Below are 26,043 nucleotides of genomic sequence, written 5' to 3'. Positions count from 1 at the left end.
GAAGTCCGATCAGACGATAACGATCGGGCACTCAGGAAGCAGGAAGTCAGCAGCAGGCAATCAGGGGCTGGATTCGGGCTCCTGCGCGGTCTCTTCATCCGCCCGCTTCCGCGTCGGCACCGCATCTTCACCGCTGGATTCCGGCGCGGCGGGCGCGGTTTCCGGTAAATGGCTACCGTCGCCCCCGTCAGTGCTGTTTGATGCATCGACATGGCTGGATGTCGCTGTTTTCTCTTGCGGTGTCTCGACACGCATTTCCGTCGCGCCGTCGCGACTGTAGACGACTTTACGTGTGCCACCGTCACAGCTTCCCACGACTTCGGCACCGGCAAAGCGTTCGCCTTCCCTGACGATATCGTTTTCCACCTGGGCATTATCGACGATCTCGAGCAGAAAATGCCGCGCGCCATTATCCCGGATCGTCTGATCGATCTGCCCCTTCAGACGCTCGCAGGCCAGGCGAGTCTCCGGCTGCTCATCGAACGGGGAATCCCCCGGCTGGGCCTGCGCCCAGGCGAGAGACGACGCCAGACCGACACTACCCAAACCCGCCACTATAGCCATTTTCCAGCGACAGACCCGCATAGAAACTCCTCAACCCATTGCGTCGCGAGAAATGGCGAGCCGCCTTGCCAATTCTCGCGCGAGCGATACCAAGCCACGCGTGACCCGCCTCGATAATCCGCTACCGAGACACCTCACAACCGGAACTCCCCCCCCTTCTCGATCGCGCGCCGATAGGCCGGGCGATCGCGCATATTCTGTAGCACTTTCCGGATGTTGGGATAATGCGACAAATCGGCACGGCTTTCCGCGGCCAGCAGCGGAAAGCTCATCTGAATGTCCGCCGCGCTGAAGTCGTCCCCCGCGAACCAGGCAGTCTGCCGCAGTTCACTTTCCCAGTAATCGAGATGCAGGCGAAGCTGCGGATCGAGAAATTTTCGATGAACCCCATTAGCCAGCAACTTGCCGACCGGACGAAGGATAGCGGGCATCGGCGACTTCCCGAGTCTCGAGAACACCAGTCTCATCACTAGCAGCGGCATCGCCGAGCCTTCGGCATAGTGAAGCCAATGGATATAGCGCAGATGCTCTAGCGTCCCCGCATCCGGGACCAGGGCTTCGCCATTGTAGCGAGCGACGAGATATTCGATGATCGCGCCGGATTCCGCCACCGTATGGGCATCGTCGGTGATCACCGGCGACTTGCCCAACGGATGGACCTTCTTCAGCGCATCGGGCGCCAACAGGGTTTCGGGATCCCGGCGATACGTTCGAATTTCATACTCGATTCCCAGTTCTTCGAGCAGCCAGAGAATTCGCTGCGAGCGGGAGTTTTCGAGATGATGCACGGTGATCATGGACTGGCTTCCTTGCCGACGATTCGAACACTTCCAATCCCCCGCTTTTCAATCCGGGGTCCACTAACCATAGGAAGTTATCGTTGACATCGCCATTCGCAAAAACGGCGCCGTGATGGCGCCGTCGTCGAGAACGTTTCGATCGCTCTCAATGCTGCTGGTCGAACATCTCGTCGCCGACATCATCGATGTAACGCTGACTCTTGGCGATCGTCAGTTCGACGCAGGCGTCTTCGCCGGGCACCACATCGGAACGCTCGAAGCGACGCTCCCGTGTTTCCCCGCCTTCGACGGGCTTGCGAATCCAGCCGCTGACCCGATGCTGACCCCCGGCGTCCTGGGGATCGGGAACGATCAGGAACCCTTTGTACTCGACCGGTTCCCGCTCTTTCTGCGGCGCAGCGGGCTTGGCATCGCCGCCGCCCAGCAATCCGGAAAACAACTTCTTCAGCATGCGTTCCTCCCGCGGCCGCGCTCTGATAGAGGGTGACTCTCCAAGAGCTGCGGCCGCTGATGCTCAGTTGGCGGAGCGGCCCTTGCCCGCCGCAATGCGCAGGCGCAGTGCGTTGAGCTTGATGAAGCCTTCGGCATCTTTCTGGTCGTAGGCGCCGGCGTCGTCTTCGAACGTGGCGATCGACTCGTCGAACAGCGACTGCTCGGATTGACGACCCACGACCACGGCGCTGCCCTTGTAGAGCTTCATGCGCACGACACCGTTGACGAACGTCTGCGTCTCGTCGATCGCGGCCTGCAGCATGCGACGCTCCGGACTCCACCAGTAGCCGTTGTAGATCGTCTTGGCGTACTTCGGCATCAGCTCGTCTTTCAGGTGTGCCGCTTCGCGGTCCAGCGTGATCGACTCGATCGCCCGATGGGCGCGCAGCATGATGGTGCCTCCCGGTGTCTCGTAACAGCCGCGCGACTTCATGCCGACGTAGCGGTTCTCGACGATATCGAGACGGCCGATGCCGTTGTCGCCGCCCAGCTTGTTGAGCTTGGCCAGCACTTCGTGAGGCTTCAGGGATTCGCCATCGATCGCGACGATATCGCCCTTCTCGTAGGTGAGCTCGATATAGGTCGGCTCGTCCGGCGCGGCCTCCGGAGAAACGCTCCAGCGCCACATGTCCTCTTCGGCTTCGGCCCACGGATCCTCGAGAATGCCGCCCTCATAGGAGATGTGCAGCAGGTTGGCATCCATCGAGTACGGCGACTTCTTCTTGCTCTTGGAGAAGTCGACCGGGATATCGTTCTCCTCGCAGTAGGCCATCAGCTTCTCGCGGGAGTTGAGATCCCACTCCCGCCACGGGGCGATGACCTTGACGCCCGGCTTCAGCGCGTAGGCGCCCAGTTCGAAGCGAACCTGATCGTTGCCCTTGCCGGTGGCACCGTGGGAAATGGCATCGGCGCCGGTTTCGTTGGCGATCTCGATCAGGCGCTTGGCGATCAACGGCCGGGCGATGGAAGTACCGAGCAGATACTCGCCCTCGTAGATCGTGTTGGCGCGAAACATCGGATAGACGTAGTCACGCACGAACTCTTCTCGCAGGTCCTCGATGTAGATCTCCTTGACCCCGAGTGCCTGCGCCTTGGCTCGCGCCGGTTCGACCTCTTCGCCCTGGCCGATATCGGCGGTGAAGGTAACCACTTCGCAAGCATAGGTTTCCTGCAGCCACTTCACGATCACGGAAGTGTCAAGGCCGCCGGAATAGGCGAGGACGACCTTTTTGACATCGGACATGCGACAGCTCCTTAGCAAAATTGCCTTGATGGACAAGGTTTCGTTGGCATACGGCGGTCTTCGACCGGGCACAGTCTATGACCAAACATAAAGTGGATTATAACGCCCCGGGCCGGCGGGTAACACCAAGCGGCGGGACGCCAATGACCGAAACTGCTAGACTCTACGCGGTCGCCAGCCCCGGAGCGGTATCCGATCACGACACGGGTCGCCGCGTGTATCCGCTCCTGTCGAGCCGGCGCCAATCATCACGAGTTCATCATCCTTACATCAAGGAAACGGGAGTCATTGCATGTCGGACGCCAGCACGAAGGAGCTGATGGCGCAGCGTTTTCGCGGGTATCTCCCGGTGGTGATAGATATCGAGACCGGCGGATTCAATTCAGCCACGGACGCTTTGCTGGAAATCGCCGCCGTGCCATTGACGATGGACGAACAGGGCAACCTGCTGCCGCTTGATACGATCGCCTTCCACGTCGAGCCCTTCGAAGGCGCCAACATCGAACAGTCGGCCCTGGACTTTACCGGCATCGACCCATCCAGTGCCTTCCGCAAGCAGATCGCGGTGAGCGAGCGCGAAGCCCTGGACGGCATCTTCAAGCCGATTCGCAAGACCATCAAGTCCCACGACTGCACGCGCGCGATTCTGGTCGGTCACAATGCCTCCTTCGACCAGGGCTTCCTCAACGCCGCGGTCAATCGCTGCAATATCAAGCGCAACCCCTTCCACCCATTTTCCAGTTTTGACACCGCCACGCTCTCGGCGCTGGCGTATGGACAGACCGTGCTGGCGCGGGCCTGCCAGGCGGCCGGGATCGACTTCGACAACTCCTCGGCGCACTCGGCGAGTTACGACACCGAGCGCACGGCCGAACTCTTCTGCGCCATCATCAACCGCTTCAAGGATCTCGGCGGCTGGAATCTCGCCATGAAGGAACAGGGATTCGACGACATCTGAACGCCGGAACGAAAAACGCCCCGTCCTATGACGGGGCGTTTCGTTGACGATGCTGCAATCTGGCTCAGCTATCGCTGGAGGCCTCGGCCGCCTTGGCTGCAGCCGCCTTGACCATGGGCTCCAGCTCACCGTTCTGATACATCTCGACGATGATATCGCAGCCGCCGACCAGCTCGCCTTCGATCCAAAGCTGGGGGAACGTCGGCCAGCTGGCGTACTTCGGCAGCTCGGCACGGATGTCCGGGTTATCCAGGATATTGACGAATGCAAACTTCTCGCCGCAAGCCATCAGCGCCTGAACCGCTTGCGCTGAGAAACCGCACTGCGGCAACTGGGGCGATCCTTTCATGTAGAGCAGAATGGCGTTGTCACTGATCTGCTGCTTGATCGCTTCGATGGTATCGCTCATGAGACGTCCTATAGCGGGAAGAGAAGACCGATATCGACTCTTCGCGTGTACGCGAGTGTGAATGACCGTGCCTCCATTCTACTGATGACACCGGCTGAAAACACCCCCGTTGCCTGGTGAAGCTTCCCTTATGCCGTTGCGCCGCCCGCGGGGGTTGGTTAGGATGATTGGCTTTCGCACGGATCGGCCAAGGCTTTAGAAAACGCACAACTGGCCGATCACGGCGCCGTCTCGCCAGACGCCTTCGCAAGCGTTTGGGACGCGGCGCTTTTTTCGTTGTTTTCCGAGTCGACCGCGTGGATAGCCTGCGATTGCGGCCGACGATCTCGATTTCGCCGTGCGGCGCGCCTGGATATTGCCGCATGCCTTGTGCCAAAGCCACGACAGGAATTCGCTCATGAGCGCACGCCATTTTCTGACCCTGCTGGATCTCTCCGCCGAGGAGCTCGACTATCTGATTCAGCGCGGTATCACGATCAAGAACCGCCTGAAGACGAACGGCCCGACCTACACGCCGTTCAGCAATCGCACGCTGGCGATGATCTTCGAGAAGTCTTCGACGCGAACGCGTGTATCGTTCGAGACCGCGATGGCGCAGTTCGGCGGCCATGCGCTGTTCTTGTCATCGCGCGATACCCAGCTCGGGCGCGGCGAGCCGATCGGCGACACGGCCCGGGTGCTGTCGGAAATGGTCGATGCAGTAATGATCCGGACCTTCTCCCACGCCGGCCTCGAGGAGTTCGCCGCTGCCAGCTCGGTCCCGGTAATCAACGCCCTCACCGACGACTATCACCCCTGCCAACTGCTGGCCGACGTGATGACCTGGACCGAATGCCGCGGGCCGGTCAAGGGCAAGACCGCCGTGTGGGTGGGTGACGGCAACAACATGTGCCATTCGTGGATCAACGCCGCGCGCCAGTTCGATTTCCAGCTGCGCATCTGCTGCCCCGAGGGCTACGAGCCGCGTCAGGACATCCTCGACGCCGCCGGTGAGCACGCCGTCATCGTACGCGACCCGGCCGAAGCGGTTCGCGGCGCCGATCTGGTGACCACGGACGTCTGGGCCTCGATGGGGCAGGAGGAAGAGCAGGCCAAGCGAGAGCGGGATTTCGCCGGCTTCCAGGTCACCGAAGCGCTGCTGGATCAGGCCTCAGACGATACGATCTTCCTCCACTGCCTGCCGGCGCACCGAGGCGAAGAGATCAGCACGACGCTGCTCGACGATCCCCGCGCCGTGGTCTGGCAGGAAGCCGGCAACCGGCTCCACGCACAGAAGGCACTGATCGAATTTCTGCTGCTGGGTCAGGTCGACTGACGGTTGCCGGGCGAAGCGCAATGGGCCGCGATCCGAGACAGGTTCGCGGCCTTCTTCTTTCCACTTTACTCGAACCCCGCCTCGAGACTCGGCTCCCTGCGCGACTGGCGCCGTGCCCGGCGACCTAGCCCGATGTTCACCGCCGTCACGATGAGCGCCAGTAGCCCGGCCGCGATCAGCGCCTGACCGATATCCCCGGTCAGCGCGGATTGCCCCAGCACCACGAAGGCTACGCCGTAAGGGCCGGTGGTCAACAAGGCAACGCTCAGGTAGATCGACAGCGGGACGCCGGCAATTCCCAGCGCATAGTGCTTGAGAAACATCGGGACACCGGGAACGAGCTTGATCAGGAACGTGACGCGCCAGGCATTTTGGCGCGCATCGTCCAGTCCTGCCAGCGCCGGAAAACGCCGCTCGATGGAGGCGCGGAGAACCGGCCGCAGTTGGCCCCTGGCGATCGTGTAGCAGAGCAACAGGTTGAGCAGCGTTGCCACTGCCGAGAACATCAGCCCGCCCGGCACGCCAAAGCGCAATCCGGCGAGAATGTAGAAAGGCGTCATCGGAATTCCCAGCGCCGGCAAGCCCGCCATGGCGATCAACAGCGCCAACGGATGCAGCGTCTTGAGCACTTCCCGCGGAACACCGCCCCAGCCAACGAGACCTGCAACGAGCAACACCAGGGTGAGGAACACGATCCACCGCCGCCGCAGGCGAGCGCGCCTCGGCAATAGGATAGAGTCGGCATGAAATCGATCGGGGGCAGCGTGTCGCATGCCCCCGATCTAAACCGATCACCGTGACCGGATGATGACAGCCCGGCCGAACCGATGCCTATTCCAGGTTATCGAGCCCTTTTTCGGCCATGGCGACGGCGCGAAACAGCGCGCGGCGCTTGTTGAGCGTCTCGTGCCATTCGTCGTCGGGGTTGGAGTCGGCGACGATACCGCCACCGGCCTGCACGTGGAGCTCGCCATCCTTCAGCACGGCGGTACGAATCGCGATCGCCATGTCCATGTTGCCGTGCCAGGAGAGATACCCGACGGCACCGGAATAGACGCCGCGCTTGACCGGTTCGAGTTCGTCGATGATCTCCATCGCCCGGATCTTGGGCGCGCCGGAGAGCGTCCCCGCCGGGAAGGTGGCGCGCAGTACGTCCATCGCCGACATTCCCTCGCGCAGCTTGCCGGTCACGTTGGAGACGATGTGCATGACATGGGAGTAGCGCTCGATCGCCATCTTGTCGGTGAGTTCGACGGTGCCGACCTGGCTGATCCGACCGATGTCGTTGCGCCCCAGGTCGATCAGCATCAGATGCTCGGCGATCTCCTTGGGATCGGCCAGCAGCTCCTCCTCCAGCGCCTTGTCCTGCTCCGGCGTCGCACCACGAGGCCGCGTGCCGGCGATCGGCCGCACGGTCACCTCGCCACCCTCCAGCCGCGTCAGGATCTCCGGGGAGGAGCCGATCACGTGATGATCCTCGAGATTGAGGAAGAACATGTAGGGCGACGGGTTGAGACTGCGCAGCGCGCGATAGAGATCCAGCGGCGGCGCCTGATACGGGATCGACATGCGCTGGGAAGGCACGCACTGCATGACGTCCCCGGACAGCACGTACTCCTTGATCTTGGCGACCGCGTCCTTATAGCCCTGCTCGCTGAAACTGGCATGAAAGTCGTCTTCGGCGACATCCGCCCGCCCGGTTCCCGGACTCAGCGTATTGAAGGTCGCGCTGCGCAGTTTCAGTTCCAGCGTCTCGAGCCGCTCCACCGCATTATCGTAGGCGTGAGGCGTTTCCGGATCGGCGTGGGTCCACAGCTGCAGACGGCCGGAGAGGTTGTCGAAGACGACCAGATCGTCGCACACCATCAGCAGGATGTCCGGCACGCCGATGGGATCGGGTTTCTCGGCGGCCAGCACGGTGCGCAGCTTGGGCTCGATATAGCGAATGGTGTCGTAGCCGAAGTAGCCTACGAGACCGCCATCGAAGCGCGGCTGGTCGTCGAGATCCGGCACCTTGAATCGAGACTGGAACCGCTCGATCCACGCCAGCGGGTCCTCGACTTCGCTGGCGCCCTGCTGCTCGCCGTCGACGATATGGCGCACGGTGAAGCCGCGCACTTCGATGCGCTCCCGGCTCGGCAGACCGATGATCGAATAGCGGCCCCACTTCTCTCCGCCCTGTACGGACTCGAGCAGAAAGGTCCAGGGGGCGTCAGCGAGCTTGAGGTAGGTGGAAAGCGGCGTATCGAGATCGGCCAGCACCTCGCGAGTGACCGGAATACGGTTGTAGCCGGCTTGCGCCAGCTCGGCAAAGCGATCGGGGGTCATCATGGGACCGGGCTCCAGCAGTGAAAATCAGCAATCATGAGGGCGGCTGCGTCGGTAACGACTGATAATCACCATCGCCATCGCTTGACCGGGCGCATCGAGACGCAGGGGCTGAAAAGGCGTTGGGTATCCGGTTGCATGTCAAAGCTCGGTCGAAAGGGGTAACGGGAAAACAGGGAGAGCTGAAACCGGCGCCATAACCGCCCTGGCGCCGTCCCGGAAACCCTAAACGAGTTCCCTCAGCGATTCAACCACGCCATCCGGTTCGCTCGAGGCCACCGGCTCGCCGTGATTGTAGCCGTAGGGAACGGCCAGCGTGCGGAAGCCGGCGCGTTTTCCGGCTTCCACGTCATGTCGCGAATCCCCCACCATCAGGCACTGTGCGGGATCGATGTCGTAGCGCGCCGCCAAATGCAGCAGCGGCGCCGGATGAGGCTTCTTCTCCGGCAGCGAGTCGCCGCCCAGCGTCGTACGGAAATAGTGGCGCAGTGCCAGCGCGTCGAGAATCGGATCGATGAACGCCGCCGGCTTGTTGGTGATCAGCGTCACGATGATCGAGCGGCTTTCCAGCGCGTCGAGCGCTTCCCGGACGCCGGGGTAAACGCGAGTCCGCTCGCAGGGTGCGGCGTGGTAATGACGCAGGAAAGCGTCGTGAGCCGCTTCCAGCAGTGCCGCCTCGGGCATTCGCTCGAGGACGTTCTCCAGCGCCCGCTCGACCAGCTTGCGGGAACCGTTCCCGACCCAGTCGCGAACCTTCGCTTCGCCCACCGCCACCATGCCCAGCTCGACGAGCATGGCGTCCACCGCTGCCGCAAGATCGGGGACGGAATCGATCAATGTGCCATCGAGATCGAAGGCCACCAAGCGAATGTCCTGAAGCAAAGCGTGCATGAATGCGTCCTTGTCTGTAGCGCCGGAGCGTCGGAATTACGACCTTTAGCTTACCCAAAAGCCGGTAAGTTTACGCAACCCGCGGATGCCAAGCGCCAGTGATCGGCGTATCCTTGACTGCATCTTTCGTCGAATCGACGGGTACCGACTTCCGTGAATGCGCAGTTCCACAGCCCGATATCGTCACTGCTCGGCTATCGCTGCGTCTATTTCATGTCGTCCATGTCGGTCACTGGCCTGGCGATCATTCAGGACCCCGCCTTGCCTTACCGTGACTCGCTTCGACACCCCCGATTTTTCTCGTTTCTTTCTCGCCATTCCCTTTCTGATTCTCACATTGGAGCTTCCCATGACCACACCACGCATCGTCGTGGTCGGTGGCGGCGCGGGCGGGCTCGAGCTGGCAACCCGACTGGGTCGCAAGCTCGGCAAGCGTCAGCGTGCCGACATCGTCCTCGTGGATCGCAACCCGACCCACATCTGGAAACCGCTGCTGCACGAGATCGCCACCGGCACGCTCGATTCTGGGCTCGATGAGGTCTCCTATCAGGGGCACTCGAAGAGCCACGGCTATCGTTTCCAGCGCGGCACCCTGAGTGCCATCGACCGCGACAATCGGACCATTACCCTCGAGCCGATCCATGACCAGGACGATGCGGTCGTGCTGCCCGCGCGCCAGATCGAGTACGACTACCTGGTGCTTTCCGTCGGCAGCGTCTCCAACGACTTCGGCACGCCCGGCGTCGCCAGACACTGCCACTTCATCGACAGCCCGCAGCAGGCGGAGAGCTTCCGGCGCAACATGCTCAATACCTTCCTGCGCTACAGCGACCCGGAGCGCCGGACGCATCCCAAGCTGACCGTCGGCCTGGTCGGGGCGGGCGCCACCGGCGTCGAACTGGCCGCCGAACTCTTCGGCGCGTCACGCATGCTGCACAGCTACGGCTTCACGGCCATGGACAGCGGCAAGCTCGAGGTGCACCTGATCGAGGCCGCGCCGCGCATTCTGCCCGCCCTGCCCGAGCGCATCAGCCGCGCCGTGCACGGCGAGCTCGAACGGCTCGGCGTCAAGATCCATGTCGATACGCGCGTGACAGAAGCCAACGCCAACGGCTTCATCACCGCCGACGGCGAACCGCTGGAGACGGACCTGAGCGTCTGGGCAGCGGGCATCCGGGCGCCCGAATTCCTGTCGGAACTGGGGCTCGCCACCGAGCGCAATCATCAGATCAAGGTCAACCAGACACTGCAGAGCCTGGACGACGAGCGCATCTTCGCGTTCGGCGACTGCGCCTCCTGCCCTCAGCCCGACGACAAGCGCGTTCCTCCTCGCGCCCAGGCCGCGCATCAGCAGGCGACCCATTGCTACCATAACCTGCGTGCGGCCATGGATGGCAAACCGCTGAAGCCCTTCGTCTATCACGATCGAGGCTCGCTGATCTCGCTGGCGCACTTCGAGGCGGTCGGCAGCCTCATGCGCGGCGCGTCGGCGCGAAGCCTGTTCATCGAGGGCAGACTGGCCAAGCTGTTCTACGCTTCCCTCTACCGTATGCATCAGATGGCCATTCACGGCATTCTCAAGACCGGCATGACCGTCATCGTCGACGGCCTCAACCGCTACCTGCGGCCGAAGATGAAGTTGCACTGAACACCAGTCGCACTGAACGCCGTGAACGCCGTGAACGCCGTGAACGCCGTGAACGCCGTGAACGCCGTGAACGCCGTGAACGCCGTGAACGCGAAGTTCCATCAAGCAAGCGTGAAGTGCCATCAACTGCGATAGCCAGCGAACTCGAAACGTCAGCGGAGAGATCACATGGAACGTTTCTACAATGCCCCCGGCGATGTCGTCGACGAGATTCTGCGGACGACGGCGGCGACCGCCCCGCTGCGTATCGCCGAACCGGACAGCGGCCTGCGCATACTGATCCGTCGGGACTGGGACACAACGGAACAGGGGCGCCGCCAAGTCGCGGTGCTCTCCGGCGGTGGCGCCGGTCACGAGCCGGCCCACGCCGGTTATATCGGCGAAGGCATGCTGACCGGTGCCATCTCCGGCAGCCTGTTTGCCTCCCCCAGCGTGGAGGCGGTACTGGCCGCCATTCGCGAGGTCTGCGGCGAGGCCGGGTGTCTACTGGTGGTCAAGAACTACACCGGCGACCGACTCAATTTCGGCCTTGCCGCCGAGCGCGCCCGCAGCGAGGGGCTGAATGTCGCCATGGTGATCGTCGCCGACGATATCGCCATCGAGAACGCACCACAGCCGCGCGGCATCGCCGGCACCGTGCTGATCCACAAGCTGGCAGGCTACCTGGCGAGCCAGGAAACACCCCTCGATGCCATCCGCGAACATGCCGAAGCGCTGTGTCGGCGCATGGGATCACTGGGCATGGCGCTGAGCGCAGCGGCACAGCCGGGGCAGCCCGCCGCCGACCGCTCGCCGGAACTGGGCCTGGGCATTCATAACGAGACCGGCACGCGGCAGGTCGACCCGAAGAGTGCCGACGAGGCCATGACCCTGGTTCTGGATCCCCTGCGCAATGCGCTGTCCGACCGCAAGCTCACCGGCCCCTGGATCGCGATGCTCAACGATCTGGGCAGTTGCTCCACCCAGGAGATGGGCGTGCTGGCCGCCAGCCTGCTGCGCCAGCTGGGCGTCGAGCAGGTGGCGCATCTGATTGGCCCGGCGCCGCTGATGACCTCTCTGGACATGCACGGCTTTTCGCTCACCCTGCTGCCGGTGGATGACGATATCGTCACGGCGTTGTCGGCACCGACGACCGCACCAGGCTGGCCCGGGCTGCGCGCCACGCAGGCACCTCCGCACTTCTCGCCAAACACCCGTCAGGACCATGAAGCGCTGGCCGACGACGCACCGCAGGACGCCGACACCGTCGCGACGCTCGAGCGGATCATCGATACCCTGCGCCAGGCCCGTGAAGAACTCGACGCCCTGGATGCCAGGAGCGGCGACGGCGACGCCGGCGCCAGCATGCAAAGCGGCGCTGATTCGATCGCCAGGGCGCTCGAAGCCAAACGCCTGAACACCGCCGCCCTACCGCTACTGTTCGCGGGCATCGGCCAGTTGCTGTCGCGGGACATGGGCGGCTCCAGCGGCGTGCTGCTGTCGATCCTGTTCACCGCTGCCGCCGGCTCGCTGGATCGCCGCGGCAAACTCGACGAGGCACTGGCTGACGGCGTGGAGAAAATGCAGGCCTACGGCGGTGCCAGGCCCGGCGATCGCACCATGCTCGACGCCCTGATCCCCGCCATCGAATCGTTGCAGCGTGGCGAGTCGCTTACCCAGGCTGCGCAGGCCGCTCGCGACGGCGCCCAGGCCACCGCCAGCCTGACCCGCGCCAACGCCGGCCGCTCCGCCTACGTGCCGGAAAGCGCGCTCAAGGGTGTCGTCGATCCTGGTGCCGAGGCTGTCGCGCGGGTATTCGAGGCACTAAGCCATTCGGTCTCGTAGATCGTAGGACAGCGCTACCGAAAAGACCTACGCCATGTCCACTTGAATCGGCCACCTCGACGCCTCCGGGGCCGCGCTGAAAGACGAGGGGCAAGCCGGGTCTTGTGACATGGATGTCACAAGAGGCGCGCCCGGACAGGGATGTCCTTGCGCGCCGACCCGAAGCGCAGGCCATCGTCTTTCAGGGTTTCGCGGACCAGCGGCGTCAATCAAGAGGGGGAGCGCGAGGGGGCGAGCGTTAAGCCCCCTCGCAATCACGAGCGGAACGGTCGTCGATGCTCGAACAGTCGTAAGCTGAAAAAGCCGGAATGTGGCACTTTGCCAAATAGAGAGGCGGCCCTTCAGCTCCTCTCCCCTTTTCGCACCTAGTCCGTGATCGGCTTGGGCCACCACGCCGGCAGCAGCGCCTGCGTTTCCCGCTTCGCGAAGCGATCGTCCAGCAAGTGGATGACGCCTTCATCTGTGCCGGATCGGATCACCCGTCCCGCTGCCTGCACCACCTTCTGCATGCCGGGGAAGAAGTAGGCGTAATCGTAGCCGTGGCCGTAAAGCGCCTGCAGCCGCGCTCGCATCTGCTCGTTGACGGGGTTGACCTGCGGCAATCCCAGTGTCGCCACGAAGGCGCCGATCAGGCGGTCGCCGGGCAGATCGATGCCCTCGCCGAAAATGCCGCCCAGCACGGCGAACCCCACCCCTTCCCCGTTCGCCTCGAAACGCCCCAGAAACGCCTCTCGAGCCTCATCGTCCATGCGCGATGCCTGACGCCAGATCGGAACCTCCGGGTGACGTTCGGCCAGCCGGTCGGCGACCCGTTCCAGGTAGGCGAAGCTGGAAAAGAACGCCAGATAGTTGCCGCGCCGGGCGTGGAACCGAGCGGCGATGCGATCCGCCAGCGGTATCAGCGATGCCTCGCGGTCGGCATAACGCGTCGACAGCCGCGCGGCGATGCTAACCTCGAGCTGCGAATCCCGAAACGGCGATGCCAGCGACATCCAGGGGGCATCGTCGGGTACGCCCAGCAGGTCACGATAGTAGGCTTCCGGCGCCAGCGTGGCGGAAAACAGGATGCCGCCATGGGCCGCGGCAAAACGCGGCGTCAGGAACGGCGCCGGCACCACGTTGCGCAGCGTCACCCGGATGCCGGCATTGCGCTGGCGGCCACGTGGAGACTGCCGTGTCACGTCGCAGATCGAGTGATCGCCGAAGACCTCGGCGACGCGACAGAAGTGCTGGGCGTCGAAAGCGAAGCGCTGCAGTTCGCTGTCGAGCGCGATCGGCTGTTCGCTCTGATACTCGACCACCTGTGAAACCGCCTGCTGCAACGCGCCGATCAGCTTGCCCGGCAGTGTCTCCAGAACCCGATAGTCCGATTCGCTGTCGTCCGCCAGCGCGCGCCACGCGGACGCCACCCGCGAGAATGGCCGCTTGAGCGGAGCAGGCAGGGTCGGCTTCAGGCGCCGAAACGCCGCGTGATCGAGCTTCGCGCTGTACATGCCGCGCCCTCGTTCGACTAGATTGTGGGCCTCGTCGACGAGCAGACCGACCCGCCATTGCTGCTGCTGGCTCAGCGCGTAGAGCATGGCGTGGAAATCGAACCAGTAGTTGACGTCGCCGATGACGACATCGGCCCAGCGCGCCATTTCCTGGCCCAGATAGTAAGGGCAGATCTCGTGGGCGAGCGCGGTCTCCCGCAGGGCGGCGCGATCGAGCCAGCCGCGTTCGACCGCCGCCTTGCGCGCGGCGGGCAGGCGATCGTAGAAACCCGCCGCCAGCGGGCAGGATTCGCCGTGACACGCCTTGTCGGGATGCTCGCAACTCTTGTCGCGGGACGTGAGCGTCAGCACGCGCAGCGGGACGGCCTGGACGTCACCCAACCGGCTATCGCCCGACCTGGAATCGTCCGGTTCGAGGTGATCCGGTTCCGGAGTCTCGCAGTGCCGCTGCCCGACGCCCAGGGTGCGCAGCGCGTCGAGAGCCAGGCGCTGGCCGGTGTTGCGCGCCGTCAGAAAGAAGATCTTGTCCAGCGGCTCGCCCGGCATCGCCTTGAGCATCGGAAACAATGTGCCCAGCGTCTTGCCGATGCCGGTAGGCGCCTGCAGCATCAGCCAGCGCCGGGTATGAATCGCCTTGTAGACGGACTCCGCCAGCGGACGCTGACCCTCGCGAAACCCGGCATAAGGAAACCGCAGCGCCTGCAATGCACGATCGCGCCGTCGCCGATGGGCCAGTTCCTGCTGTGCCCAGGCCAGAAACGCCTGACAGTGAGCGTCGAACTCGGCGCGCAATGCCTCGGCCGAGCAGCGCTCGCTCAAGGGCGTTTCGCGCTGACTGACGATATCGAAATAGACGAGCGTCACCGTCAACTGATCCAGCCCGCGTTCGGTGCACAGCAGGTGGCCGTAGACCTTGGCCTGCGCCCAGTGCAGCGCCCGCTGGTTGGCCGGCTGCCGGGAAAGATCGCCACGATGCGTCTTTATCTCTTCCAGCCGATTGGCGTCGGGGTCGTAGCCATCGGCACGGCCGCGTACCTCGAGGTGGCGATAGGCGCCACTCAAGGCGATCTCCCGTTCGTAGCGCTCGCCCCGCCGCTCTCCGACGAGTTGATGACCGGCGATACCTTCCTGTGCCGAAGGCGACGGCGTGAAGCGCAGATCGAGATCGCCGCGCTTGGCCGCGAATTCGCACAGCGCGCGGACGGCGATCCGATAGCTCAAGAAAGCGCTCCCGCCGTGGTGCCGGCGTCGCCCGCATCTACCGTCTCGCCGTCGCAGGCCGCCCAGGTGACGTAGCAGACGCTGACCGGCATGTCGTGACGGGCACAGAACTGCAGCCAGCGTTTCTGATTGTCCTGCAGGCGGTCTCCGGGCCCTTTCACTTCGATCATGCGATAAGCCGGCTCGGCGGAGCCGCGCCCACCTTGCGAAGCATGATCGCCTTCCGGCCAGAACTGGATCAGATCCGGCATCCCGGCACGATTGGCGCGAACATCGTCGAGCAGACGCTCGAACCAGAGCCGGAGATGTCGCGCCGGAATGCAGTGCAGCGCCAGTTCCAGCACCCGCTCGTCCAGCGCTTCCCAGAACACGAACGGTGACTGGATGCCCCACTTGTCGCGGTATCGATGACGGATGATCTCGGCATGGTCACCCCGCTCGAGCGCCGCCAGGCTCGTGTCGATGAGCTCGCGACGCCGGGTCCGAAAGTCCGCCTCGAACAGATCCACCGGCCCGCTATGGAACGGATGGAAGAACGCGCCGGGCAGCGGCGCGAAGATCGCCTCCCAGCACAGCAGGCCGAACAGGCCGTTGATGAGCACGTTCTCGACATAGCAGACCGGCGCCTCGGCGCGGGAGAGATGCCGGGCCACCGCCAGTTCGACGCTGGCCGAGCGCGGCAGCACCAGATCGATACGTGGTGGATCCGAAGCCTTCATTCGCTTTTCCGCGGCCTGCCCGAGCTTGCGACGGAGACGCGGCAGCACGCGGTCCAGGGCCTGGCTTTCCGCAGCACTGACAGGCGCGGCTTCCGCCCGTTCGGCCAGCGCCAGCGCATCCGCTGTTGCCTGCTGCGCCTCGAGCACGCGAATCCGTCGCAGCCGCGCTTCCGGTGCCGAGCAATCCCCGTAGAGATCCAGCGCCCGGTCGAGTTCGCCCTGGCGTTCGAGACGATAGGCGAGCTTGTAGATCAGCCGGCCTCTGCGACGCTCGAGCCAGTCGTTGTCGAACGCCACGCGAGGCACGTCGGGCAGCAGCGATTCCAGCGACTCGTCGGCCTCGAAACGCTCCCGGCAGCGGTGCAGATGATGATAGGCCTCCAGCTCCTCGCGACGCGAGAAGGCGCGGGAAGAAGCGTCCAGTTCGACGGGCTCAAAGCGGTAGACACCCAGCTCCGAGAGCACGAATTCGGACCAGTGCTGACGCAGGTTGCCGAAGAACATCAGCCGGAAGCGTTCGCACATCGCGTCGACGGTCAGCCGATAGTGACGATCCCCGAGCGTCGGCAACCACTCGGTCAGCGGACGGGGTTCGGGCGACGCCGCCTGCAACGCCGCCAGCCAGACACCCTTGCCCGCGCTCCTGCCGACGCCGAGCGCCAACAGGCAGTCGCCCATGTCGGCGCCGATCTCCGCTCGGGTCGCCAGCGAAAACAGCGCTTCCAGCGACAGCGGCTCATCTTCCTCGATCCAGCCGCGCTCGATCAGCGGCTTGGCAGCTTCGACGCTATCGCCGATCTCAGCGTAGACCAGGCGGCTGGCACGGAAATCGACGCCCTTGCGCATGACCATTCGCACCAGCAACGCCTGGGAAGGCTCCGGCACGCGCTCGAAGTCGGCGATAAAAGCGCCTTCGTCGGGACTCAGCAGGTCCGCGTAGCGGGACCTCAGCCAGTCGAGCACTTGGCGGAAGTTGGCAAGGTAATAGAGCGGGTCTTCGAGCGTCGGCAGCGCCATGGGCTCCCCAGCGTAGGACTCAAAAATACTGGGTAAGTATACAGATGCCGCAACGGCGTTCGAAGCCCCGTAACGGGTCGAGGCACTACTCGCCCAGTTCGGCCTTGAGCTCCTGCCACAGACGGCGGTAGGCGTGGGTCGCCCGGCTGCGGGGCGCCAGGTCCGCCAGCGGTTGATTTTCGAGACTCATTCGCTCGACGTCGCTGGAATAGGGAATCCAGCTGTGCAGCGTGCGTCCCATCGCTTCCGGGGGTGATTCGATCCACTCCCGGTGCAGACGACGCCGTCGATCCACCAGATTGAAAAAGGGGCAGATACGCTCTCTCTGGCGCTTCTTGAGATCGAGATGCGCCAGCATGCGCGAGAATGCCTGTATCGACAGCGGGCTGGGAATGGTCGGCACCAGGATGCGATCGGCGGCGCGGATCAGCTGTTCGGCCAGCATGGAAAGCCCCGGCGGGCAGTCCAGAATCATCAGCGCGTACTCTTCGCTGAACGGCGCGATCAGACGCTTGAGATGCTTGTCGCCCTCCGCCTTGTCTTCCAGGATGCGATCGAGTTCGCGCAGGCGCATGTCCGCCGGCAGCAAATCGAAACGCTCCCACGGCGTGTGCTGAACCTGCTCTCCCAGCGGCGACTTGCCCGACAGCAGCTTGCCGACCTTGCGGCTCAAGCCGTTCTCCCCTCCCAGTATCCAGGTCGAGGCGCCCTGCGCATCGAGATCCCACAGCAGCACCGGCAAACCATCGCGATTGGCTTCGCGGGCCAGGTTGACGGCCGCCGAGCTCTTGCCGACGCCGCCTTTGAGATTGTGCAGTGCCACCACTTTCATGATCGAAGTGTTCCCGTTCGATATCGAATGATGCCCGAGATTCTACGGTCCCGCGGGCTCCCGAGAGATGACAATCTGGTGACAAAACGATGACGGCCGCTGCCGTTCGATCCAGCGCCGCTTGGCGTCGGCGCTCAGCCGCTTGATCGCCGCTTCGAGCTTGAGCGCGTCGCCGTGACTACCGACCGCCTGGGCGTGCCGCAAGGTCAACGGCCCCTTGCCACGCAGCGCCCGCGCACCTCGGCCGCGGGAGTGTTGCTCGAATCGCCGGGCCACATCGGTGGTAATGCCGGTGTAGAGCGCGCCTCTGGCGGTCTCGATGAGATAGAGATACCACTGGCGCGGCTCGCTATCGTCCGCTACCGCCTCGTTTTTCGACGACACGCCGGCTCAGTTTCCGGCAAGCGCCGAGCGCATTTTGCCGATCACGCTGTCGTAGCGATGGGGGTCGTCGAGGCTGCGCGCCTTGAAGATGGCCGAGCCGGCGACGAAGGTATCCGCCCCCGCTTCGGCGATCTCGGCGATGTTGTCCGGGCCGACGCCGCCGTCGACCTCCAGCCGAATCGGTAACCCGCTGGCGTCGATGCGCCGGCGCGCCTCGCGGAGCTTGTCCAGCGCCGCCGGAATGAAGGACTGGCCGCCGAAGCCGGGGTTGACGCTCATGATCAGGATCATGTCGACCTTGTCCATGACGTAGTCCAGGTAGGAAAGCGGCGTCGCCGGATTGAAGACGAGCCCGGCCTTGCAGCCATGGCTGCGAATGAGCTGCAGCGAGCGGTCGACATGCTCCGAAGCTTCCGGATGAAACGTCACGTAGCTGGCGCCGGCGTCGATGAAATCGCCGATCAGGCGATCCACCGGCTTGACCATCAGGTGACAGTCGATCGGCGCAGTGATGCCGTGCTTGCGCAGCGCCTCGCACACCATCGGCCCCATCGTCAGGTTGGGCACGTAATGGTTGTCCATGACATCGAAATGGATGATGTCGGCCCCCGACGCCAGCACGTCCTCGACCTCCTGCCCCAGACAGGCGAAGTTGGCGGAAAGAATGGAGGGTGCGATCTTGAAGTCGTGCATGAAAGAATCCTTATGCAGGCTGGCCGTTGGCGCTCATTCTAGCGCACGCATCGCTACCTTTGGCGGGTCCGGACGCAAAACCGCCTCGCCGGTATGGCCGGCGAGACGATTGGAAGCGACTATTTCTATACTGCTTCAGGTCTTGGCCACGCATCTCGATTCGCTCACTGACAACAACATTCATTGGAAGGACTTTCCATGCCTCGCTTCATTCCTGCCACGCCATCCACTCGCCGTGGAGTCGCCCTGTCCCTCGTCTGCCTGACGACGGTGTTATCGACTCTCGTCCCGACACCGACGCATGCCCAGTCGGCGATCCTTGAAGGGGAGCGATTCCACCCCCAGCTCGGCGAGCACGGCATGGTCGCCACCAGCCATTATCTGGCCTCGCAGATCGCCCACGACGTGCTGGCCGATGGCGGCAATGCCGTCGATGCCGCCGTGACCGCCGGCTTCGCGCTGGCGGTGACCCAGCCCCGATCGGGCAACATCGGCGGTGGCGGCTTCATGCTGATTTCCGACGAGAATAGCGGTGACGTCATCGCCATCGATTACCGCGAGAAGGCACCAGCCGCCGCTTACGAGACCATGTTCCAGAACGAACAGGGCGAGGCCGTTTCCGAGCTTTCCCGCTATACCCACAACGCGTCCGGCGTGCCCGGCACCGTGGCCGGCCTGGCATTGGCGCTGGATAAGTACGGCACCATGAGTCTCGCCGAGGCGCTGGCGCCCGCGATCAGGCTGGCGGATAAAGGCTTCATCATTCCGCCGCGATTCGCCGAAGGTCTCGAACAGTCCCAGCAGCGGCTCAAGCAGTGGGATTCGACGCGCAAGGTGTTCTTCAAGCCGGACGGCTCGCTCTATCGCGCCGGCGAGCGGTTCCGCCAGCCGGACCTGGCCGCGACGCTCGAGCGAATTGCCGCGAACGGCCCGCGCGAATTCTACGAAGGCGAGACAGCGCGCCTGATCGCGGCCGAGATGCAGAACCATGATGGCCTGATGACGGCGCAGGATCTCGCCGACTACCAACCAACGATTCGCGAGCCGGTGCATGGCCAATATCGTGGCTACGACGTCTACGCCATGAGCCCGCCCTCTTCCGGTGGCGCCCACATCGTGCAGATGCTCAACATGCTCGAGGGCTACGACATTCACGCCATGGGCTTCAATTCGGCACGCACGATCCACGTCATGAGCGAAGCGATGAAACGCGCCTACGCCGATCGCGCCGAGTATCTCGGTGACACCGACTTCGTTGATGTGCCACTTTCAGGCATCACCTCGAAAGCCTACGCCGAGGAATTGCGCCAGCAGATCGATATCGACCGCGCCACGCCTAGCAGCGAAATCGCCGCCGGCAATCCGCTGCCGTACGAGTCCAACGAGACCACCCACTTCTCGATCGCCGACGACGGCGGACTGGCGGTTTCCAATACCTACACCATCAACTTCAGCTACGGCTCGGGCATCGTCGTCGATGGCGCCGGCTTTTTGCTCAACAACGAGATGGACGACTTCTCCGCCAAGCCGGGCACGCCCAATGCCTACGGCCTGATCGGCGGCGAAGCCAACAGGATCGAACCGGAGAAGCGCATGCTCTCCTCGATGACGCCGACCATCGTCAAGAAGGATGGCAGGAACTTCCTCGTGACCGGGAGCCCCGGTGGTTCGCGCATCATCACCACCACGCTGCAGGTGGTGATGAACGTGATCGACCACGGCATGAATATCCAGAGTGCCGTCAGCGCGCCGCGCATTCACGATCAGTGGCTGCCGGACGAGATCCGCATCGAGGATGGCATCAGCCCGGACACAATCGCCCTGCTCGAAGCGATGGGCCACACCGTCAGCCAGCAGGAGGCGATGGGCGCGGCACAGTCGATCCTGATCGAGGACGATGGTACCTTCACCGGCGGTGCCGATCCGCGGCGATCGACTTCCTCGGCGATGGGTCTCTGAGCCGCTACCCGCGATCCGAAGGCGACCGACATGCCATCGCCCGGCGGCGATGATCCGGATGATAGATGCGGGGAAATCGATGTCGATTGTCATCATTGCCATTGCCGAGTGGTTCGGCACCGCGCTGTGGTTCACGCCCAACGCCGTGATCGATGATCTCCAGCGGACGTGGGGGCTCGCCACCGGCGATCTGGGCTGGCTCACCGGCGCGGTGCAGTTCGGGTTCCTGCTGGGGACGCTCTGCTTGGGCCTCAGCGGTCTTGCCGATCGCACTCGAGCCAGCCGACTGTTCGCCCTGGCATGCCTGGTCGGCGCGCTTTCCAACGCCCTGCTGCCGTATGCCGGTGGCCTGTGGCCAGCGGTCGGGTTGCGCCTGATCACTGGGCTGTCGCTGGCCGGCATCTACCCCATCGGCATGAAACTGATGGTGGGCTGGGCGCCCGGGCGCGCCGGACTGGGACTGGCATGGCTCGTCGGGATGCTGGTGCTGGGCACGGCGATGCCCCACCTGCTGGCCGGCATCGATTGGGGAGGCGACTGGAAGTTGACGCTATGGATCGCGTCACTGCTCGCCCTGCTGGCCGGCGTCGCCGTATGGCGGCTGGGCGACGCACCCTCCCTTGCTCGGGCTTCCACTCCGACGCCATCGCGCCTGGCCGGGCTGGCGGCCTTTCGCATCGCCGACTTTCGCCGCGCTGCCAGCGCCTACTTCGGCCACATGTGGGAACTCTACACGCTCTGGACGCTGATCCCGTTGCTGCTGATCGCGGCCAACCCTTCCCTTTCTCCCCAAGCGCTATCGATGCTGTCGTTCGCCCTGATCGCGGTCGGCGCCCCGGGCTGTTGGCTCGGCGGCTGGCTGAGCCAGCATCTGGGCAGTCGCCGGGTCGCGATCCTGGGGCTGGCCGGCTCGGTGATAGGCTGCCTGCTCTATCCCTGGATTGCACCGCATGTCGGTTTCGCTGCCCTGGTGGTGTATCTGGCAGCGTGGAGCCTGCTCGCGGTGATCGATTCGCCGCAATTTTCGGCGCTCTCCGCCAACGCTTGCCCCGCCACGCTGGTCGGCAGTGCCCTGACGCTGCAGAACGCCATCGGGTTCGCAATCTCCGCGGTCTCGATCGGTCTGCTGGTGCCTTGGCTACCCGTCCTCGAGGCGACGATCGCCTGGTGGCTACTTCCCGGCCCGCTGCTGGGGCTGCTTGCTCTCCGCCGACTCGGCAGACCCGCTCGCGTCGAACCGTAGGCACAGCGTCTGCCGCGCCGGAGTGCCAAACTCATGCACGTCTGGGCTTATAGAGTTACCGAGCAAATTTATAATTAAAAGTTCTATTGAAACGAATTGTCATTCCATTCTGGTTTATTTAGCCTTGCCGCCATTGCCAATAAATCCTAGGGGACTGACTCATGACCTGGTTTTCCAAGCCTCGCTCGCTGTTCACCGCGTCCGCCGTCGGGCTGGCGCTGACTTTCGGCGCCCTGTCGCCCGTGCAGGCCCAGGACGAACCGCGTGAGCTGCTCAACTCCTCCTATGACATCGCTCGCGAACTGTTCGCCGCGGTGAATCCGAAGTTCATCGACTGGTGGCAGGCCCAGCACGACGAGACCGTCAGCGTGAAGCAGTCCCACGGCGGTTCCTCGACGCAGGCCCGCTCGATCATGCAAGGGCTGCGTGCCGACGTGGTGACCTTCAACCAGGTGACCGACGTCAACGTACTGGCCGACGCCGGCCTGGTCGCCGAGGATTGGCAGGATCGCTACCCGAATCAGGCGTCGCCCTACTACTCCACGACCGCCTTCCTGGTGCGCAAGGGCAACCCCAAGCAGATCGAGAACTGGGACGACCTGGCGCGGGATGATGTCTCTCTCGTCTTCCCCAATCCCAAGACTTCGGGTAACGGGCGCTATACCTATCTGGCAGCATGGGGTTACGCCGACCAGGCCTTCGACGGCGACGAGGCGAAGATCGAGGATTACATGAGCACGTTCCTCGGCAACGTCGAGGTGTTCGACACCGGCGGCCGCGGCGCCACCACGACGTTCGTGGAGCGCGGTATCGGCGACGTGCTGATCACCTTCGAGTCCGAGGTCAACAACATCCGTAACGAATACGGCAAGGACGACTACGAAGTCGTGGTACCGCCGGTCAGCATTCTCGCCGAGTTCCCGGTCGCCGTGGTCGACGAGTATGCCGAGCGCAACGGCAACGAGGATCTGGCCAAGGGCTATCTCGACTACCTCTACACCGAGGAAGCACAGCGCCTGCTGGCCGGGTTCAACTATCGCGTCAACGACGAGAAGGTGGCCGAGGAGTTCAGCGACCAGTTCCCGAAAACCGAACTGCTGCGTGTCGAGGACGTCTTCGGCAGTTGGCCCGAGGCGATGGAAACGCACTTCGCCAGCGGCGGTGAACTGGATCAGCTTCAGCGCCGATGATCGCACACGCTCTGACCTGGCGCCGCGAACGCCGAGTGCTGCCGGGCTTCGGTCTCTCGCTCGGCATCTCGCTGACCTTCGTCTCGCTGATTCTGCTGCTGCCCCTGACCAGTCTGGTGGGGCAGCTCTCGCAGTTGAGCTGGTCGCAGTACTGGTTTTTGATCACGGACCCGCGCCTGCTGGCAAGCTATGGCGTGACGCTCTTCGGCGCCGCCGTGGCAGCTATCTTCAACGCCGCGTTCGGGCTGCTGATGGCGTGGGTGCTGGTGCGCTACGAGTTCCCCGGCAAGCGCCTGGTCGATGCGCTGATGGACCTGCCGTTCGCCCTGCCGACGGCGGTGGCGGGGATCACGCTGGCGACGCTTTACTCCAGTAACGGCTGGATCGGACGACTGCTGGAGCCGCTGGGCATTTCGATCTCCTACACCTGGATCGGGATCGCCCTGGCGATGGCCTTTACCAGCATCCCGTTCGTGGTTCGCACCGTGCAGCCGGTACTGGAAGATCTCCCCGCCGAAGTGGACGAAGCCGCGATGACGCTCGGCGCCAGCGATAGCCTCGCGTTCCGCCGGGTGATCCTGCCCTACCTGTGGCCGGCGCTGGTCACCGGTACCGGGCTCGCCTTCGTGCGTTCGCTCGGCGAGTTCGGCGCCGTGATCTTCATTGCCGGCGGCAAGCCCTACGAAACCGAGATCACCTCGCTGATGATCTTCGTCAAGCTGCAGGAGTACGACTACGCCGGTGCCTCGGCGGTCGCTTCGATCGTTCTCGCCACCTCGCTTGCGCTGCTGCTGGCGATCAATCTGTGGCAAGGCCGCTTCATCAAACGACTGCACGGAGGGCGCGGCTGATGATACGGATCGGTGACGCACCGCGTGTCCGCCGTCTGCTGATCGGCGCCGCCCTGGTGTTGACGGCGCTGTTCCTGCTGCTGCCGCTGGTGGCGATCTTCGCCCAGGCGTTGATGAACGGCATCGATGTCTACTGGCAGAACCTGAGCGATGCCTACACCCTCTCCGCCATCGGCCTGACGCTGCTGGTCGCCGTGATCACCGTGCCGGTCAATCTGGTCTTCGGGGTGTTTCTGGCCTGGCTGGTGACACGCTTCGATTTCCCCGGCCGGCGCCTGCTGCAGACGCTGATCGATATTCCGTTTGCCGTCTCGCCGGTGGTCGCCGGCCTGGTCTACCTGCTGCTCTACGGGCGAAACGGCTGGCTCGGCGGCTGGCTTGATGCTCACGATATCCAGATCATGTTCGCCTGGCCGGGCATCGTGCTGGTCACGCTGTTCGTCACCTGCCCGTTCGTCGCCCGCGAGCTGATTCCGCTGATGCAGGCGCAAGGCTCCCGCGAGGAAGAAGCAGCCGTGACGCTGGGCGCTTCCGGCTGGACGATTTTCCGGCGCGTGACGCTGCCGAACATTCGTCACGCCCTGCTCTACGGCGTGATCCTGACCAACGCCCGCGCAGTCGGCGAGTTCGGCGCGGTCTCGGTGGTCGCCGGGGCAATTCGCGGCGAAACCAACACCCTGCCGCTTCAGGTCGAACAGCTCTATCAGGACTACAACACCGTCGGTGCCTTTACCAGTGCATCGCTGCTGGCGCTGCTGGCGCTACTGACGCTGGCCGCCAAGGCCGCACTCGAATGGCGCGCTGCGCGCCGGGAGACCGCGACATGAGTATCCGCATCTCGCAGATCGACAAGACCTATGGTTCCAAGGGACATGGCCACACCCGCGCCCTCGAGCCTATCGATCTCGATATTCACGATGGCGAACTGATCGGCCTGCTCGGCCCCTCCGGTTCCGGCAAGACCACGCTGTTGCGCATCGTGGCCGGGCTGGAACAGGCCGACAGCGGCTCGATCCATTTCGGCGAACGCGACGTGACGCGAGTTCACGTGCGCGATCGGCGCATCGGGTTCGTGTTTCAGCACTACGCTCTGTTCCGCCACATGAGCGTGTTCGACAACGTCGCTTTCGGACTGACCGCCATGCCGCGCTCGCAGCGACCTTCGAGCGGCGAGATTCGTTCGCGGGTAATGCAGCTGCTGGAGATGGTCCGACTCCAGGATTTCGCCGAGCGCTTCCCGGCCCAGCTCTCCGGCGGGCAACAGCAGCGCGTATCGCTGGCGCGGGCGCTGGCGCTGAAGCCCGATGTGCTGCTGCTCGACGAGCCGTTCGGCGCGCTGGATGCCAAGGTACGCCAGGAGCTGCGCCGTTGGCTGCGCCATCTTCACGAGGAGCTTCACTTCACCAGCCTATTCGTGACCCACGACCAGGAAGAGGCGCTGGAACTGTCGGATCGCGTGGTGGTGATGAGCAACGGCCGGATCGAACAGATCGCGACGCCGGATACGCTCTATCGCCAACCCGCCAATCGCTTCGTGTTCGAGTTCCTCGGTGACGTCAACCGGATCGAGGGCGATATCGAGAAGGAAATCCTCACCTGCGGCAACGCGTGGGTGGCGGCACCCGGCGTCGAGAATGGTCGTCAGGAACTGCTGCTGCGGCCCCACGAAGTCCGCCTGGACGAGCAGCCCAGCCCCCGCGCGCACTTGCCGGTCAGCGTCACGGCCGTCGTGCCGGTAGGCGCCGAAGTTCGCCTCGAGCTGGAGGCGGACTGGCTGGGCGAACCGTGGCTGGCCACGATCAGCCATGCGGATTTCGAGCGCCTGGCGATCACCCGTGGCAAACGGCTCTTCGCCCAGCCCAGCCGTCTGCATCGCTTCGATACCTCACGACCACAGACATTGGCGCCGCTGTCGGTCTCCTGAGGCGGCAGTCTAGGTCACGGCCTCAGGAGGCTTCGTCGCATTCCG

General features: G+C 64.0%; 24 protein-coding genes. 10 read left to right on the top strand and 14 right to left on the bottom strand.

The genetic code is table 11. The features are described from left to right. Nucleotides 1-60 precede the first annotated feature (60 nt). The 4 genes from ACWHY3_RS07885 to ACWHY3_RS07870 form a co-directional block, all read right to left on the bottom strand. Complete coding sequence (locus ACWHY3_RS07885; RefSeq protein ID WP_087718734.1) at nucleotides 61-585, bottom strand: DUF1161 domain-containing protein; 525 nt, start codon at nucleotides 583-585, stop codon at nucleotides 61-63. Between the two features lie 113 nt (nucleotides 586-698). Then, nucleotides 699-1,361: a glutathione S-transferase family protein gene (locus tag ACWHY3_RS07880; protein ID WP_087718733.1), complete on the bottom strand. Its 663-nt coding sequence runs from the start codon at nucleotides 1,359-1,361 to the stop codon at nucleotides 699-701. A 148-nt stretch (nucleotides 1,362-1,509) separates the two neighbouring features. Next, a complete protein-coding gene (locus tag ACWHY3_RS07875; protein ID WP_087718732.1) occupies nucleotides 1,510-1,815 on the bottom strand; it encodes an HlyU family transcriptional regulator in 306 nt (101 codons plus the stop codon). Nucleotides 1,816-1,878: 63 nt separating this feature from the next. Beyond that, a complete protein-coding gene (locus tag ACWHY3_RS07870) occupies nucleotides 1,879-3,099 on the bottom strand; it encodes an argininosuccinate synthase (protein ID WP_087718731.1) in 1,221 nt (406 codons plus the stop codon). A gap of 292 nt (nucleotides 3,100-3,391) precedes the next feature. Between ACWHY3_RS07870 and rnt the strand changes: the two genes are divergently transcribed. Continuing rightward, nucleotides 3,392-4,057, top strand: a complete 666-nt coding sequence (gene rnt, locus ACWHY3_RS07865; RefSeq protein WP_448127969.1) for a ribonuclease T — start codon at nucleotides 3,392-3,394, stop codon at nucleotides 4,055-4,057. A 64-nt stretch (nucleotides 4,058-4,121) separates the two neighbouring features. Here rnt and grxD read toward each other — a convergent pair whose 3' ends face one another. Both grxD and ACWHY3_RS07855 read right to left on the bottom strand, forming a co-directional pair. Then, nucleotides 4,122-4,466 (bottom strand): Grx4 family monothiol glutaredoxin, encoded by a 345-nt coding sequence (gene grxD, locus ACWHY3_RS07860; RefSeq protein WP_071230395.1) that lies wholly within the window; start codon nucleotides 4,464-4,466, stop codon nucleotides 4,122-4,124. Between the two features lie 195 nt (nucleotides 4,467-4,661). Then, nucleotides 4,662-4,865 carry a hypothetical protein gene (locus ACWHY3_RS07855; RefSeq protein ID WP_332779940.1) on the bottom strand — a complete coding sequence of 68 codons (204 nt, stop codon included), beginning with the start codon at nucleotides 4,863-4,865 and terminating at the stop codon, nucleotides 4,662-4,664. On the opposite strand from ACWHY3_RS07855, the gene argF reads away from it, so the two are divergent. After that, on the top strand, nucleotides 4,864-5,781 hold the full coding sequence (gene argF / locus ACWHY3_RS07850; protein WP_332779941.1) for an ornithine carbamoyltransferase: 918 nt from the start codon (nucleotides 4,864-4,866) through the stop codon (nucleotides 5,779-5,781). The two genes, ACWHY3_RS07855 and argF, sit on opposite strands and share 2 nt — an antisense overlap. 65 nt (nucleotides 5,782-5,846) lie before the next feature. Here argF and ACWHY3_RS07845 read toward each other — a convergent pair whose 3' ends face one another. From ACWHY3_RS07845 to ACWHY3_RS07835, 3 genes are all read right to left on the bottom strand, one after another. Further along, nucleotides 5,847-6,473 (bottom strand): TVP38/TMEM64 family protein, encoded by a 627-nt coding sequence (locus ACWHY3_RS07845; RefSeq protein WP_332779942.1) that lies wholly within the window; start codon nucleotides 6,471-6,473, stop codon nucleotides 5,847-5,849. 139 nt (nucleotides 6,474-6,612) lie between these two features. After that, nucleotides 6,613-8,109, bottom strand: coding sequence for an anthranilate synthase component I (trpE, locus tag ACWHY3_RS07840; protein WP_448128148.1), 1,497 nt, complete (start codon nucleotides 8,107-8,109; stop codon nucleotides 6,613-6,615). A 225-nt stretch (nucleotides 8,110-8,334) separates the two neighbouring features. Further along, complete coding sequence (locus ACWHY3_RS07835; RefSeq protein WP_448127968.1) at nucleotides 8,335-9,000, bottom strand: phosphoglycolate phosphatase; 666 nt, start codon at nucleotides 8,998-9,000, stop codon at nucleotides 8,335-8,337. 349 nt (nucleotides 9,001-9,349) lie between these two features. Between ACWHY3_RS07835 and ACWHY3_RS07830 the strand changes: the two genes are divergently transcribed. After that, a complete protein-coding gene (locus tag ACWHY3_RS07830; protein WP_332779943.1) occupies nucleotides 9,350-10,648 on the top strand; it encodes an NAD(P)/FAD-dependent oxidoreductase in 1,299 nt (432 codons plus the stop codon). 168 nt (nucleotides 10,649-10,816) lie between these two features. Next, nucleotides 10,817-12,472 carry a dihydroxyacetone kinase subunit DhaK gene (locus tag ACWHY3_RS07825; RefSeq protein WP_448127967.1) on the top strand — a complete coding sequence of 552 codons (1,656 nt, stop codon included), beginning with the start codon at nucleotides 10,817-10,819 and terminating at the stop codon, nucleotides 12,470-12,472. A gap of 365 nt (nucleotides 12,473-12,837) precedes the next feature. On the opposite strand, the gene ACWHY3_RS07820 is transcribed toward ACWHY3_RS07825, so the two are convergent. The 5 genes from ACWHY3_RS07820 to rpe form a co-directional block, all read right to left on the bottom strand. Next, on the bottom strand, nucleotides 12,838-15,186 hold the full coding sequence (locus ACWHY3_RS07820; protein WP_448127966.1) for an ATP-dependent DNA helicase: 2,349 nt from the start codon (nucleotides 15,184-15,186) through the stop codon (nucleotides 12,838-12,840). Next, nucleotides 15,183-16,922: a VRR-NUC domain-containing protein gene (locus ACWHY3_RS07815; protein ID WP_448127965.1), complete on the bottom strand. Its 1,740-nt coding sequence runs from the start codon at nucleotides 16,920-16,922 to the stop codon at nucleotides 15,183-15,185. Before ACWHY3_RS07815 ends, ACWHY3_RS07820 begins: the two co-directional genes overlap by 4 nt. A gap of 85 nt (nucleotides 16,923-17,007) precedes the next feature. Then, nucleotides 17,008-17,754 carry a ParA family protein gene (locus tag ACWHY3_RS07810; protein WP_448127964.1) on the bottom strand — a complete coding sequence of 249 codons (747 nt, stop codon included), beginning with the start codon at nucleotides 17,752-17,754 and terminating at the stop codon, nucleotides 17,008-17,010. 42 nt (nucleotides 17,755-17,796) lie between these two features. Next, nucleotides 17,797-18,138: a GIY-YIG nuclease family protein gene (locus tag ACWHY3_RS07805; protein WP_303854313.1), complete on the bottom strand. Its 342-nt coding sequence runs from the start codon at nucleotides 18,136-18,138 to the stop codon at nucleotides 17,797-17,799. 6 nt (nucleotides 18,139-18,144) lie between these two features. After that, a complete protein-coding gene (gene rpe, locus ACWHY3_RS07800) occupies nucleotides 18,145-18,831 on the bottom strand; it encodes a ribulose-phosphate 3-epimerase (RefSeq protein WP_087718720.1) in 687 nt (228 codons plus the stop codon). A gap of 198 nt (nucleotides 18,832-19,029) precedes the next feature. Here rpe and ggt point away from each other — a divergent pair, with 198 nt between their 5' ends. The 6 genes from ggt to ACWHY3_RS07770 all read left to right on the top strand — a co-directional run bounded on the left by ggt (nucleotide 19,030) and on the right by ACWHY3_RS07770 (nucleotide 25,998). After that, a complete protein-coding gene (ggt, locus tag ACWHY3_RS07795; protein ID WP_087718719.1) occupies nucleotides 19,030-20,790 on the top strand; it encodes a gamma-glutamyltransferase in 1,761 nt (586 codons plus the stop codon). 79 nt (nucleotides 20,791-20,869) lie between these two features. Continuing rightward, nucleotides 20,870-22,033, top strand: a complete 1,164-nt coding sequence (locus ACWHY3_RS07790) for an MFS transporter (protein WP_448127963.1) — start codon at nucleotides 20,870-20,872, stop codon at nucleotides 22,031-22,033. Between the two features lie 161 nt (nucleotides 22,034-22,194). Continuing rightward, nucleotides 22,195-23,223: a thiosulfate ABC transporter substrate-binding protein CysP gene (cysP, locus tag ACWHY3_RS07785; RefSeq protein ID WP_087718717.1), complete on the top strand. Its 1,029-nt coding sequence runs from the start codon at nucleotides 22,195-22,197 to the stop codon at nucleotides 23,221-23,223. Further along, the gene (cysT, locus tag ACWHY3_RS07780) at nucleotides 23,220-24,074 is read left to right on the top strand and encodes a sulfate/thiosulfate ABC transporter permease CysT (RefSeq protein ID WP_071230382.1); all 855 of its coding nucleotides are present in this window, start codon (nucleotides 23,220-23,222) and stop codon (nucleotides 24,072-24,074) included. Before cysP ends, cysT begins: the two co-directional genes overlap by 4 nt. Continuing rightward, nucleotides 24,074-24,901 carry a sulfate ABC transporter permease subunit CysW gene (cysW, locus tag ACWHY3_RS07775; RefSeq protein WP_448127962.1) on the top strand — a complete coding sequence of 276 codons (828 nt, stop codon included), beginning with the start codon at nucleotides 24,074-24,076 and terminating at the stop codon, nucleotides 24,899-24,901. The genes cysT and cysW overlap by 1 nt, the downstream gene beginning before the upstream one ends. Beyond that, nucleotides 24,898-25,998: a sulfate/molybdate ABC transporter ATP-binding protein gene (locus ACWHY3_RS07770; RefSeq protein WP_332779952.1), complete on the top strand. Its 1,101-nt coding sequence runs from the start codon at nucleotides 24,898-24,900 to the stop codon at nucleotides 25,996-25,998. Before cysW ends, ACWHY3_RS07770 begins: the two co-directional genes overlap by 4 nt. Nucleotides 25,999-26,043: the final 45 nt, after the last annotated feature.

It is taken from the genome of Salinicola sp. NYA28a, from assembly GCF_976982775.1.
The sequence above is the reverse complement of the archived record's forward strand: the minus strand, read 5'-3'. Positions and strand labels throughout refer to the sequence as shown.

Coding starts and splice junctions, on each gene's coding strand:
- cysT (WP_071230382.1), top strand. CDS start 23,220: ATGATCGCACACGCTCTGACCTGGCGCCGCGAACGCCGAGTGCTGCCG.
- argF (WP_332779941.1), top strand. CDS start 4,864: ATGAGCGCACGCCATTTTCTGACCCTGCTGGATCTCTCCGCCGAGGAG.
- ACWHY3_RS07880 (WP_087718733.1), bottom strand. CDS start 1,361: ATGATCACCGTGCATCATCTCGAAAACTCCCGCTCGCAGCGAATTCTC.
- ggt (WP_087718719.1), top strand. CDS start 19,030: ATGCCTCGCTTCATTCCTGCCACGCCATCCACTCGCCGTGGAGTCGCC.
- trpE (WP_448128148.1), bottom strand. CDS start 8,109: ATGACCCCCGATCGCTTTGCCGAGCTGGCGCAAGCCGGCTACAACCGT.
- ACWHY3_RS07835 (WP_448127968.1), bottom strand. CDS start 9,000: ATGCACGCTTTGCTTCAGGACATTCGCTTGGTGGCCTTCGATCTCGAT.
- cysP (WP_087718717.1), top strand. CDS start 22,195: ATGACCTGGTTTTCCAAGCCTCGCTCGCTGTTCACCGCGTCCGCCGTC.
- ACWHY3_RS07885 (WP_087718734.1), bottom strand. CDS start 585: ATGCGGGTCTGTCGCTGGAAAATGGCTATAGTGGCGGGTTTGGGTAGT.
- ACWHY3_RS07790 (WP_448127963.1), top strand. CDS start 20,870: ATGTCGATTGTCATCATTGCCATTGCCGAGTGGTTCGGCACCGCGCTG.
- rpe (WP_087718720.1), bottom strand. CDS start 18,831: ATGCACGACTTCAAGATCGCACCCTCCATTCTTTCCGCCAACTTCGCC.
- ACWHY3_RS07825 (WP_448127967.1), top strand. CDS start 10,817: ATGGAACGTTTCTACAATGCCCCCGGCGATGTCGTCGACGAGATTCTG.
- grxD (WP_071230395.1), bottom strand. CDS start 4,466: ATGAGCGATACCATCGAAGCGATCAAGCAGCAGATCAGTGACAACGCC.
- ACWHY3_RS07815 (WP_448127965.1), bottom strand. CDS start 16,922: ATGGCGCTGCCGACGCTCGAAGACCCGCTCTATTACCTTGCCAACTTC.
- rnt (WP_448127969.1), top strand. CDS start 3,392: ATGTCGGACGCCAGCACGAAGGAGCTGATGGCGCAGCGTTTTCGCGGG.
- ACWHY3_RS07870 (WP_087718731.1), bottom strand. CDS start 3,099: ATGTCCGATGTCAAAAAGGTCGTCCTCGCCTATTCCGGCGGCCTTGAC.
- ACWHY3_RS07770 (WP_332779952.1), top strand. CDS start 24,898: ATGAGTATCCGCATCTCGCAGATCGACAAGACCTATGGTTCCAAGGGA.
- ACWHY3_RS07810 (WP_448127964.1), bottom strand. CDS start 17,754: ATGAAAGTGGTGGCACTGCACAATCTCAAAGGCGGCGTCGGCAAGAGC.
- cysW (WP_448127962.1), top strand. CDS start 24,074: ATGATACGGATCGGTGACGCACCGCGTGTCCGCCGTCTGCTGATCGGC.
- ACWHY3_RS07875 (WP_087718732.1), bottom strand. CDS start 1,815: ATGCTGAAGAAGTTGTTTTCCGGATTGCTGGGCGGCGGCGATGCCAAG.
- ACWHY3_RS07830 (WP_332779943.1), top strand. CDS start 9,350: ATGACCACACCACGCATCGTCGTGGTCGGTGGCGGCGCGGGCGGGCTC.
- ACWHY3_RS07855 (WP_332779940.1), bottom strand. CDS start 4,865: ATGAGCGAATTCCTGTCGTGGCTTTGGCACAAGGCATGCGGCAATATC.